Origin of the sequence: Aeromonas sp. 602658 (genome assembly GCF_049173005.1) — a bacterium.
In the GTDB taxonomy this organism is placed as follows: Bacteria; Pseudomonadota; Gammaproteobacteria; order Enterobacterales; family Aeromonadaceae; genus Aeromonas; species Aeromonas veronii_A.
On record NZ_JAAKRF010000002.1, the window covers coordinates 398,470 to 409,747 of the forward strand.

At 62.2% G+C, this 11,278-nt stretch carries 12 protein-coding genes; 9 read left to right on the plus strand and 3 right to left on the minus strand.

The features are described 5' to 3' along the window. Window positions 1–47 precede the first annotated feature (47 nt). The 6 genes from dnaJ (at window position 48) to G5253_RS04180 (ending at window position 7,933) form a co-directional block, all read left to right on the plus strand. The gene (dnaJ, locus tag G5253_RS04155; RefSeq protein WP_005338032.1) at window positions 48–1,190 is read left to right on the plus strand and encodes a molecular chaperone DnaJ; all 1,143 of its coding nucleotides are present in this window, start codon (window positions 48–50) and stop codon (window positions 1,188–1,190) included. Window positions 1,191–1,454: 264 nt separating this feature from the next. After that, complete coding sequence (locus G5253_RS04160) at window positions 1,455–2,960, plus strand: carbohydrate porin (RefSeq protein ID WP_266134455.1); 1,506 nt, start codon at window positions 1,455–1,457, stop codon at window positions 2,958–2,960. 115 nt (window positions 2,961–3,075) lie between these two features. Then, window positions 3,076–4,032 (plus strand): aminoimidazole riboside kinase, encoded by a 957-nt coding sequence (locus G5253_RS04165; protein WP_266134454.1) that lies wholly within the window; start codon window positions 3,076–3,078, stop codon window positions 4,030–4,032. An 83-nt stretch (window positions 4,033–4,115) separates the two neighbouring features. Next, complete coding sequence (locus G5253_RS04170; RefSeq protein WP_043818633.1) at window positions 4,116–5,480, plus strand: sucrose-specific PTS transporter subunit IIBC; 1,365 nt, start codon at window positions 4,116–4,118, stop codon at window positions 5,478–5,480. After that, window positions 5,480–6,895 carry a glycoside hydrolase family 32 protein gene (locus G5253_RS04175; RefSeq protein WP_266134453.1) on the plus strand — a complete coding sequence of 472 codons (1,416 nt, stop codon included), beginning with the start codon at window positions 5,480–5,482 and terminating at the stop codon, window positions 6,893–6,895. Before G5253_RS04170 ends, G5253_RS04175 begins: the two co-directional genes overlap by 1 nt. Before the next feature lie 27 nt (window positions 6,896–6,922). Then, complete coding sequence (locus G5253_RS04180; RefSeq protein ID WP_100654144.1) at window positions 6,923–7,933, plus strand: substrate-binding domain-containing protein; 1,011 nt, start codon at window positions 6,923–6,925, stop codon at window positions 7,931–7,933. A gap of 90 nt (window positions 7,934–8,023) precedes the next feature. Here the strand turns inward: G5253_RS04180 and G5253_RS04185 are convergent, their stop codons facing one another. From G5253_RS04185 to G5253_RS04195, 3 genes are all read right to left on the minus strand, one after another. Beyond that, window positions 8,024–8,752, minus strand: coding sequence for an MgtC/SapB family protein (locus G5253_RS04185; protein WP_201990472.1), 729 nt, complete (start codon window positions 8,750–8,752; stop codon window positions 8,024–8,026). 228 nt (window positions 8,753–8,980) lie between these two features. Further along, complete coding sequence (locus tag G5253_RS04190) at window positions 8,981–9,385, minus strand: hypothetical protein (protein WP_266134452.1); 405 nt, start codon at window positions 9,383–9,385, stop codon at window positions 8,981–8,983. A 427-nt stretch (window positions 9,386–9,812) separates the two neighbouring features. Then, a complete protein-coding gene (locus G5253_RS04195; RefSeq protein WP_266134451.1) occupies window positions 9,813–9,998 on the minus strand; it encodes a YgaP family membrane protein in 186 nt (61 codons plus the stop codon). Between the two features lie 88 nt (window positions 9,999–10,086). Here G5253_RS04195 and G5253_RS04200 point away from each other — a divergent pair, with 88 nt between their 5' ends. From G5253_RS04200 to G5253_RS04210, 3 genes are read left to right on the plus strand one after another with little or no spacing between them, the layout of a single operon-like run. Next, a complete protein-coding gene (locus tag G5253_RS04200) occupies window positions 10,087–10,401 on the plus strand; it encodes an ArsR/SmtB family transcription factor (RefSeq protein WP_005338008.1) in 315 nt (104 codons plus the stop codon). Beyond that, a complete protein-coding gene (locus tag G5253_RS04205) occupies window positions 10,401–10,814 on the plus strand; it encodes a YeeE/YedE family protein (protein ID WP_266134450.1) in 414 nt (137 codons plus the stop codon). Before G5253_RS04200 ends, G5253_RS04205 begins: the two co-directional genes overlap by 1 nt. Before the next feature lie 13 nt (window positions 10,815–10,827). Then, window positions 10,828–11,274, plus strand: coding sequence for a YeeE/YedE family protein (locus G5253_RS04210; RefSeq protein WP_266134449.1), 447 nt, complete (start codon window positions 10,828–10,830; stop codon window positions 11,272–11,274). The last annotated feature ends 4 nt before the right edge of the window (window positions 11,275–11,278 follow it).

Genomic DNA, 11,278 nt, shown 5'->3' on the forward strand with positions numbered 1-11,278 from the left:
ACGGGCGTTGGGTAACCAACGCCCGTCTGCGTAACCACAGGATGAGTATGTCGAAGCGCGATTTCTACGAAGTACTGGGTGTGGCGAAAGATGCCGACGATCGCGAGATCAAGAAGGCGTACAAGCGCCTGGCCATGAAGTATCACCCGGATCGTAATCAGGGTGATGCCGCATCCGAAGAAAAGTTCAAAGAGGTCAAGGAAGCCTACGAGGTCCTGACCGATGCCAACCTGCGTGCCCGTTACGACCAGTACGGCCATGCCGGTGTCGACCCGAGCCAGGGTGGCGGTGGCCACGGTGGCTTTGGCGGCGGTGCCGACTTCGCCGACATGTTTGGTGACGTATTCGGTGACATCTTCGGCGGTGGCCGTGGTGGTGCCCGTCGTGGCCCGGCTCGTGGCTCCGACCTGCGTTACACCATGGAGCTGACGCTGGAAGAGGCGGTGCGCGGGGTCTCCAAGGAGATCAAGGTGCCAACTCTGGTTCACTGCGAAGTCTGTAACGGCTCCGGTGCCCACACCGGCAGCAGTGCCCAGACTTGCCCGACCTGCCACGGCTCCGGCCAGGTGCAGATGCGTCAGGGCTTCTTCGCGGTACAGCAGGCATGTCCGCACTGTCACGGCCGCGGCAAGATCATCAAGGATCCGTGCCGCAAGTGTCACGGTGAAGGTCGCTACCAGCGCACCAAGACCCTGTCGGTAAAAATTCCGGCGGGCGTCGATACCGGCGATCGCATCCGTCTCTCCGGCGAAGGAGAAGCGGGGGAAGCAGGAGCTCCGGCAGGGGATCTCTACGTACAGGTGCACGTCAAAGAGCACGAAATTTTCGTGCGTGACGGCAACAACCTCTACTGCGAAGTGCCCATCAGCTTCACCGCAGCTGCGCTGGGTGGCGAGATTGAAGTACCGACCCTGGATGGCCGCGTCAAGCTCAAGGTCACTCCGGAGACCCAGACTGGCAAGATGTTCCGCATGCGCGGCAAGGGCGTGAAGTCCGTGCGCTCCGGTCAGGTAGGGGATCTGATGTGCAAGGTGGTGATCGAGACTCCGGTCAACCTCACCGAGCAGCAGAAAGAGCTGTTGCGCCAGCTGGACGAGTCGTTCAGCGGTGCCGCTGCCAAGACCCACAAGCCGAAATCGGAAGGCTTCTTCGAAGGGGTGAAACGCTTCTTCGACGATCTGACCAGCTGATTTCAGCGACCCGAATAAACAGAGCCGGCCTTGTGCCGGCTCTTTTTTTGCCCGTCATTTCGCCAGGATCCGCCTTATTGAGTGGATCCTGATGAGGGATCCTCCTCACAACTCCCGCCAATTCCTGCTGTACAAATGTTATCCCGCTCACACTGTTGCTGAAACGGTTTAGTTGTCATATTGAGTTGGCTAAATTGGTTTAGCTATGCTCTGGCTGTCGATAACAACAGCGCCCGTTCGGGCCACCGATGACAGGTGAGGAAGATGATGATGTTCAAGAGCAAGTTGGCGCTGGCGGTAGCGCTGGGATTGGGGATGAGCAGCCCGCTGTGGGCGGCGCAGGCGAGTATTGCAGGTGAGAGTGTCGAGGCCAGATTGGCGGCGCTGGAGGCGCGGGTACAGGCAGCCGAAGCGAGAGCCGAGGCGGCAGATAGCCGTGCCAGTCAGGCGGAAGTGAAGGCGAGCGCGGCGAGCGAGCAGGCTCAGGTGGCCGACAACCGCAGCCAGCAGGTGGATGAGAAGACCGCTGGTGCCCAGGGCTTCGAGTTTCACGGCTACGCCCGCTCGGGCCTGTTGGTCAACGGCAATGGCAACGGCGGGCGCGGCGGCCCCTACATCACGCCAGCCGGTTCGGTGGGCGGGGCCGTCGGTCGCCTTGGCAATGAGGATGACACCTATATGGAGGCCAACCTGCTGAAAACCCAGACCTTCGAGGATGGCAGCTGGGCCCGCTACAAGCTGATGCTGGCAGACGGGGTGGAGACCAGCAACGACTGGACCGCCAGCGATTCGAGCCTCAATACCCGTCAGGTGTTTGCCGAGATCGGCAATCTGGCGAGCTTCGACGGCCCCTTCAAGAATGCGGTGCTGTGGGCGGGCAAGCGCTTTGATCGGGACAACTTTGACATCCACTGGCTCGATTCCGACGTGGTGTTCCTGGCCGGTACCGGCGGCGGCGTCTACGACGTGCAACTGGCCGATAGCTGGAAGGCCAACTTCTCCCTCTATGGCCGCGATTACGGCGACATCAGCGCCAGCGGTCTTTCCGATATCGAGAGCTACATCCTCACCATGAACAACCGCGTCGGTAACTTGCAGTGGATGGTGAACGGCCTCTCGGCCAAGGACAATGACGCCCGCATCAATGACAAGGGGGCGGGCAGCGAGGCGGCGGACAAGGGGGCACACACCCTGCTGGCCTACCACGGCGAGAGCTTCTTTGGCCTCAACCCCGGTTTTGCCAAGGCGGCGGTGCTGTACGGTCATGGGCTGGGGGCCGAGGTCAAGGGGCTGGGCTCTGACAGCGAGCTGTTGCCGGACGCCGATGCGGTGCGGATCGCCGTGTTTGGCGCCACCGATCTCAACTCGCGCTGGCGTTTTGCCCCGGCCCTGCTGGCCGAGCAGAGTCAGGATCGCTACGTGAAAGGGGATGAGTACCGCTGGCTTACCTTCAATACCCGGGTGGCGCAGGTGCTGAGCCAGAACGTCGAGCTGGTCTACGAGGCGGCCTGGCAGTACATGGATCTCGATCCCAAGGGTTACAAGGGACGCCAGGCGGTGAACGGCAACTTCACCAAGTTCACCTTCGCCCCCACCTTCAAGGCGCAGACCGCCGGTTTCTTCGAACGGCCCGAACTGCGGGTGTTCGCCAGCTGGATGGACTGGTCCTCCGAGCTCGACAATTACGCCAGCGACGATGCCATGGGCCAGAGCAACTTCACCGCCGGTGGCGAGTGGAACTTTGGCGTACAGATGGAAACCTGGTTCTAGTTCGTTATCCCGATCACAAAAATGGCAGCCGGTGCCGAGATCTGTTGGTTGGCTAAAACGGTTTAGCTGATAATGCCAGCCAACAGAACAGAGTTCGGGTTTGACCGTGGATCCGATGCAGCAGTGGAGTAGCAAGGTGACGAATCGTGTGTGGGTAATGGGGGATGCGGTGGTGGATTTGATCCCGGAAGGGGCGTTGCACTACCTCAAGTGTCCGGGTGGCGCGCCCGCCAATGTGGCGGTTGGCGTGGCACGGCTGGGCGGCGATGCGGCCTTTATCGGTCGGGTTGGTGCTGACCCGTTCGGCCGCTTTATGGCCGACACCCTGAGCGGGGAGGGGGTGGATGTGGCCGCGCTGCGGCTCGATCCTGACCATCGCACCTCGACCGTGCTGGTAGAACTGGATGACGAGGGGGAGCGCAGCTTCACCTTTATGGTGCGCCCCAGTGCCGACCAGTTCCTCACCCCAAATGAGTTGCCCCAATTCGATGCCGGTCAGTGGTTGCTCACCTGCTCCATCGCGCTCGCCAACGAGCCGGTACGCACCAGCTGCCTGCAGGCCATGGCAGCCATCAAGGCGGTAGGCGGGCGGGTCTGCTTCGACCCCAACCTGCGCCCCGAGGTGTGGGGCAACCCCACCGAGATGCTGCCGCTGGTGCGTCAGGCCATTGCACAGGCGGATGTGGTCAAGCTCTCCATCGAGGAGCTGCAACTGCTGAGCGGCGAGGATGAACTGGTCGCCGGGCTTGCAACTCTCTCTGGCCCGGCGCTGGTGCTGGTGACCAGAGGGGCGGCCGGTGTGGTGGCTCACCTTGATGGCGAGTTGCTGGAGTGGGTGGGGCAGAAAGTGACGCCCATCGACACCACGGGGGCGGGGGATGCCTTCGTCGCCGGTCTGCTGGCGGCGCTGGCCGGGCGCTCGTCGCTGCCGACTCTGGCCGAGTTGCCCGCCATTCTGGCTCAGGCTCACGGCTGCGGGGCGCTCGCCACTACCGCCAAGGGGGCGATGACGGCGCTGCCGACCCGCTCCGAACTGGATGCCTTTTTGCGATCAGGCGCAAGCGGGTGTTGAACTGCGGCTAGAAGCCCGGCTCGACAGCCCCTACTCTCATGTGACAAGGACCCGCCAGCGTGGCGGGTCATAAGAGGAAGAATATGAATATCAGTGCGATAGCCAAGGATCTGGTGCCCCTGCTCGGGGGCAAGGAGAACATTGTCAGCGCTGCCCACTGCGCCACCCGGCTGCGGTTGGTGCTGGCCGATGACAGCAAGGTAAACAAGGCCGCCATCGACAAGCTGGAGGGGGTCAAGGGGTGCTTTAGCAACGCGGGCCAAATTCAGGTGATCTTCGGCACCGGTCTGGTCAACAAGGTCTATGCGGAGTTTGTGGCGCTGACCGGTACCGGCACCGCCAGCAAGGCGGAGCTGACCGACATGGCGGCGGCCAAGCTCAACGTGGCCCAACGGTTGGCGCGAACCCTCTCCAACATCTTCGTGCCGATCATTCCGGCCATCGTCGCCTCGGGCCTGCTGATGGGGCTGCTCGGCATGGTGCGCACCTACGGCTGGGCCAATGCCGACAGCGCTCTGTTTGTGATGCTCGACATGTTCAGCTCGGCGGCCTTTATCATATTGCCGATCCTCATCGGTTTTACGGCAGCGCGGGAGTTTGGCGGCAATCCGTACCTCGGGGCGACCCTTGGCGGCATTCTCACCCACCCGGCGCTAACCAACGCCTGGGGCGTGGCCGGTGGCTTCAAGACCATGGACTTCTTCGGGCTCGATGTCGCGATGATCGGCTATCAGGGCACCGTCTTCCCGGTGCTCTTGGCGGTCTGGTTTATGTCCCATCTGGAGAAACAGCTGCGCAAGCGCATTCCGGATGCGCTGGATCTGATCCTCACGCCGTTTCTCACCGTCATCATCACCGGCTTCGTGGCGCTGCTCTTTATCGGCCCGGCGGGGCGGGTGCTGGGGGATGGCATCTCGTTCGGCCTAAGCGCCCTCTATGAGCAGGCTGGCTGGCTGGCGGGGCTGGTATTTGGCGGCACTTACTCGCTGATCGTCATCACCGGCATTCATCACAGCTTCCATGCCATCGAGGCGGGGCTGCTGGCCAATCCGCAAATTGGCGTCAACTTCCTGCTGCCCATCTGGGCCATGGCCAACGTGGCACAGGGCGGGGCTTGCCTCGCGGTCTATTTCAAGACCCGCGATGTGAAGATCAAGGCCATTACCGTGCCGGCGGCCATGTCCTGCCTGCTGGGTATCACGGAAGCGGCAATCTTTGGGGTGAACTTGCGCTATATCAAACCCTTCCTCGCCGGTCTGTTTGGCGGGGCCTGCGGCGGCGCCTACGTGGTGGCAGCCAAGGTGGGGATGACGGCGGTGGGGCTGACCGGTATTCCCGGCATGGCCATCGTCCAGCCCATGAGCCTTATTCATTACATCATCGGGCTGGTGATCGCCTTTGGCGCCGCCTTCGCCGCTTCCTACCTGCTCAAGTACAAGGTGGAGTGATGAAGGAAAGCGATCTTCTCAACCAGATTGTCCGGTCGTTGCTGGCCGGACAGCTCAAGGCTGCGGCCGATCCCCATCGGCCCCGCTGGCATCTGGCAGCCCCGGTGGGGCTGCTTAACGATCCCAACGGCTTTATCGAGCACGACGGGCGCTACCATCTTTTCTACCAGTGGAACCCGCTCGGTTGCGAGCACCGCAACAAGGGCTGGGGGCATGTCACCTCCACCGATCTGCTGCATTGGCAGCACGAGCCGGTGGCGCTGTTGCCCACCGAAGCCTATGAGAGCCACGGCTGCTATTCGGGCTCTGCGGTGAGCGACGAGCAGGGGTGTTTGACCCTCATCTACACCGGCAATGTCAAATACCCGGACGGCAGCCGCACCGCCTATCAGTGTCTGGCCCGGGCCGACGGTGAGGGGGGCTTCGAGAAGCTGGGGCCCGTGCTGGATCTGCCCGAAGGCTACAGCGGCCACGTGCGCGACCCCAAGGTGTGGTACGACGGCCAGCAGTGGCTGATGGTGCTGGGAGCCCGCACCCTGGATGACAAGGGGGAAGTGCTGCTCTATCGCGGCGAGACCCTGCAAAGCTGGCATCGGGTGGGCCCCATCGCCGGTAGCGGGCGAGGGGGGCTGGGTGAGTTTGGCTATATGTGGGAGTGCCCGGATCTCTTCCCGCTGGGGGAACGCCATGTGCTGATCAGCTGCCCGCAGGGGATTGCCCCGGCAGGCGAGGACTATCGCAACCTCTACCAGTGCGGCTGGCTGGCTGGCAACTTCGACGGCGAGCGCTTCGAGCACGGGGCTTTCCACGAGCTGGACCGGGGCTTTGAGTTCTATGCGCCGCAAACCACTCTGGATAGCCAGGGTCGGCGCTTGCTGTTTGGCTGGCTGGGTCTGCCGGAGGAGAACGAGATGAGCCAGCCTACGGTCGCTCACGGCTGGATCCACCAGATGAGCTGCCCGCGGGAGCTGTTCTGGCAGGATGAGTGGCTTTGCCAGCGGCCGGTGGCGGAGCTTGCGGCGCTCAAGGGAGAACTGACCCGCTTCGAGGGGACGCTTGGCGAATTTCCGGGGCTGGCCATCGACTCGGCCTGGCTCGATCTGGATCTCTGCGGTGAGGGGAGCCTCTGTTTCGGCGCCGTGGCCGAGCTGGTGTGGCAGCCGGACCGCATCACCTTGCGGCGCCAGAACTGGCAGAGCGGAGCGTGGGAGACTCGCAGCAGCCCATGGGCTGGCGGGCGGATCACCGTGCTGTGCGATCGCTCCAGTCTGGAGTGTTTCATTGATGAGGGTCGCCACAGCCTGTCGGCGCGCTACTTCCCCGGGGAGAAGCCGCAACTATCATCAGGTAGCGGCGATGATGGCTGCAAAATTTGCCTCAATCACTGGCCGCTGTCGGCATGCCTAGTACAATAGCCCGGTTCTAGTCAGCCGGGAGGCCAGGTGGAGAAGAAGAAACGGATCACGATTGCCCAGATCGCCGAACTGGCGGGGGTGTCCAAGGCGACCGCCAGTCTGGTGCTCAACGGGAAGAGTGCGGAGTACCGCATTGCCGATGATACCCGCAAGCGCATTCAGGCGGTGGCGGAGGAGTGTCACTACCTGCCGAGCTTTCATGCCCGCTCCCTGCGCGAGACCCGCAGCTACACCTGGGGGTTGGTGATCCCCGATCTCACCAACTTCGGTTTTGCCCGCATCGCCCGCGCCCTCGAGGCGCACTGCCGGGAGGCGGGTATCCAGCTGCTGATCGCCTGCTCCGAGGATGATCCCGCCCTCGAGCAGCGGGTGGTGGACAACCTCATCAGCCGTCAGGTGGATGGGCTGATTGTCGCCTCCAGCGGCCACAGCGATGACATCTATGCCCGCATCCACGACCGCCTGCCGGTGGTGCAGCTCGACCGCCATATTGGCGAGTCGCGCCTGCCCATGGTGATCTCCGATGCCTGCAAGGCCACCGCCGAGCTGGTGCGGGATATGGCCAGCGAGTGCGGCGAGCAGATCTACTACTTCGGCGGTTTGCTGGATCTCTCCCCCAGCCGTCACCGGCTGGCGGGCTATGAGCTGGGGCTCCATCGCGCCGGTTTTGAAGCCGATGCAGCAAGGGTGCGTCATCGCGACTACCAGCCGAGCTCCGGTTATCAGCTGATGGCCGAGCTGGTGGCCGAGCTGGGAGCCCCCCCCAGGGGGCTCTTTACCGCCTCCTTTACCCTGCTGGAAGGGGTACTGCGCTACCTCAACGAGGCGGGGTTGATGGAGACAGGGATGCGGCTGTGTACCTTCGATGATCACGACTTGCTCGACTGCATTCCCATGCGCATCGACTCGGTGGCGCAGGATTGTCCGGCGCTGGCCCTCGCCGCTTTCGAGCTGATGCAGCAACTGATAGCGGGCAGTCCTCCCGCACAGACCGCCCAGGTGATCACCCCCAGGGTGCGCTGGCGCAGCCGCCGCTAGCCACTCTTCGCTCATCCATATGAAAAAGCCCCGCCATTGCTGGCGGGGCTTTTTGCTGTGGGCGGGTGGCTCGTTCCTCTGACCGGCAGCTCAGTCTGTGGTACTGGCGCGCCAGAATATCTGCTTGATATGGGGATGAATGCCGAGTTTCACCATCAGGGCATCCAGTTCGTCGCCATCAATGGAGGTGGCCAGCAGCACCGCCGAGATCTCCAGATCCCTCTCGCCAAATGGCTCGATGTCGAGCTCGCTCATGGGATAGTTGGCCTGCTCCAGCATCTCCTCGAGCCAGTGCAGCACCTCCTTTTGATGCTCACGGGGGGTCAGGGCAGTCACCTTGTAGGTGACTTCAGTATCCAGATTGTCTACCGGGCGACGGTTGATCTGGTTGACCAGTGGTCGCAGCAGGGTGTTGGCGGCCAGCACGAATAACGCGCCCAGGATTGCTTCCATGGCGAGCCCTGCGCCACAGGCGGCGCCGACCGCTGCCACGCCCCAGAGGGTGGCGGCGGTGTTGATGCCGCGGATATTGCCCGACTCGCGCATGATGACGCCGGCGCCGAGAAAGCCGATGCCGGAGACAATATAGGCCACCACATGGACCACGTTGTAGTTGCCGCCGTGCAGGTCATAGATTCGCTGGGCCAGGCTGACGAACAGGGCGGCTCCCACGGCGACCAGCACGTTGGTGCGCAGGCCCGCGGTACGTTGGCGGTACTGGCGCTCCAGCCCGACCAGACTGCCGAGCACAAAGGCGAGCAGCAGGCTGGCCAGAGTGTCGAGCAGTGAGAGCATGTCTAGTTGTTGCCACATCTTCATGGCGTACTCCTTCTTATGAAAGCTGGCTTGGCACAATCCATGATGAAACGCCGGGTGGCGGATGGATCAGAGGGGGATTGAGCGGATGGCCAGCAGAAAAACGCAGCGTCCCGGGTTTAGCTTCCGGGGCGCGAGCATCATCAGATGCCCTGACGCTCGGAGAGGACGCAACAAGTGGGGCCAGCGTGGCTGGCCCCTTGAACGGTCGTTAGTGCAGCAGGATGCGCGTCAGTTGAGTTCGGGAGCCGTGTCGATGCGCGGACGCAGCTCCCAGCGCACCGGATGCGCTACTCCGACCTGATGAACAAACTGCACCAGATAGCGGCGCTGGGGTGGAGTGCAGTGCACATTGAGCACCAGCTCTCGCCCGCCGCTGCGACCCGGTTTCATCGATTGCATCGGTTGCAGTCCGGCCGGTTGCAGGGTGTGGCTCACCATATCCAGCACTTGCTCCATATCGGCGCGATCCTCGCAACGGATCTGCAGCCTATAGTGGTGCTGGCGCGGTTTGCCGCCCAGCCAGCGTGGCAGCATGCCACGGCCGAGCCGGCTCAACAGGGGGTGAGCCCGGGTAGCAACAGAACCTGTTGCTACCGCGCGATCCGCAGCCGGTTTGATTGAGATAAAACGCATAGCAGCCTCCTTGTGGGAAGCAGAAACTATGCAGGCATGGCGACCGTGGCGGTTGGCCTCTGGTTGCCAGACGTCAAGTGTAAAAAGGGAGAAGAGGGGAGTGGATTTCCGCTTCTCGCAGGGTTGCGAGCATGCGGCAGAGAAAGACCTGCGGCTAGCTCGCGACCTTGGTACCGACGATGAGGGTCGGTCTACAACTGTCACTTGATGAGTTGCCCACTGATGGTCTCCGCTGTGTTAAGAACGGCAAAATGGTACTCATCCAGAGCGGTGAGGTAAAGCCTTATCGACCTTCCAGCAACATTTAGATACAAGTTTGTCAATAATGGGGCCGACTGGCTACCTCCATAAGCATCAGGGAGCGACGATAGCCATCGCCGCGCGATGACGCCCCGCTAGCAGGACCGCCCCTGTCTTGCGCGACCTGTTACTTCAGCCCCAGGCGCTTGAGGAGCATAGCGGCCGGACAGAAACCGGTGAACGCGCTTTGGATCAGGTTGACCCCGACAAAGGCACTCAACCAGACAAAGCCCGGATGAACCCAGGCGGTAAGGACTAGCGAGAGCAGCAACATGCAACCCGCGACGATTCTGACTCCGTTATCTACTGTCATGGTCCTTCTCCTTATCTACTTTAGATGTTGCTAATTTAGTGTTGTTTTATACAATAGAACAAATATCAGCAATTGCTAATTTACTCTTATGAGCCAATTCGACGAGATGAACAGACATGCGACAGCCGCCGCCTCCCTGCTCAAGGCGTTGGCTCATCCCGAACGCCTGATGGTGCTCTGCCAGCTGGTGGAGGGGGAGAAGGGGGTCGGGGAGCTGCTGGCCCATAGCCAACTCGGGCAGTCGGCCTTCTCCCAGCAACTTTCGGTATTGAAGCGCTACGGCCTGATCCGTTCGCGCAAGGTCTCCCAGCAGATCTACTACTCGCTGGTGAGCGAGGCGGCCGCCGATGTGTTGGGCGCGCTGCAAACCCATTTTTGTCACTCAGAAAATAAGGAATCTTGATGATGGAAAGCCAATGGCTGCTCTCTTTGGGCGGTGGCATGCTGGCGGGGCTGTCGGCCCTGATCCTGATGTTGTTCAACGGCCGGGTGGCCGGGATCAGCGGTATTCTGGCCGGTGCGCTGCAACACCGTTCGCCGTGGCGGGTGCTGTTTCTGCTGGGGCTCGGGGCGGGTGCCTGGTTGGCGCTGACCCTGGGCTGGGCCACCATGCCTGCATTCACCACGCTGCCCGGCTGGCCCGTTGTGCTACTGGCCGGTCTGCTGGTTGGCATCGGTACCCGTGTCGGCAATGGCTGTACCAGTGGCCACGGCATCTGTGGCATGGGGCGGCTCTCCCTGCGCTCCATCGTCGCCACCCTGACCTTTATGGCGGCAGGCTTTATCACCGTCTTTGTCACTCATCATCTGCTGTAAGGGACTGATCGCCATGAAATTGCTGACAAGTTTGTTTGCGGGCCTGCTGTTTGGACTGGGGATGGCCATCTCCGGCATGGTGGATCCCGCCCGGGTCACCGGTTTTCTCGAGCTGGCCGGGGCCTGGGATCCCAGCCTCGCCTTCGTGATGGGGGGCGCTCTGCTGGTCTTTATGCCGGGTTATTTTCTGCTGGTGAAACCTCGTCGCCAGAGTGTGCTGGGGGAGCCCATCGCTGCCGTACCGGCCCCTCGGCTGGATCGTCGTCTGATCGGTGGGGCCGCGCTGTTCGGTATCGGCTGGGGATTGGTGGGTATCTGCCCGGGGCCTGCCTTGAGTCTCATTTCCAGTGGCCAGCCCATGATACTGTTGTTTATTGCGGCCATGGTGGCCGGGATTTTGCTTGTTGATCGGGTCTTGGTGAAGGTGCGGGAGAAGCGCTGCCCCCCCCGCTCTGCCTGAATGG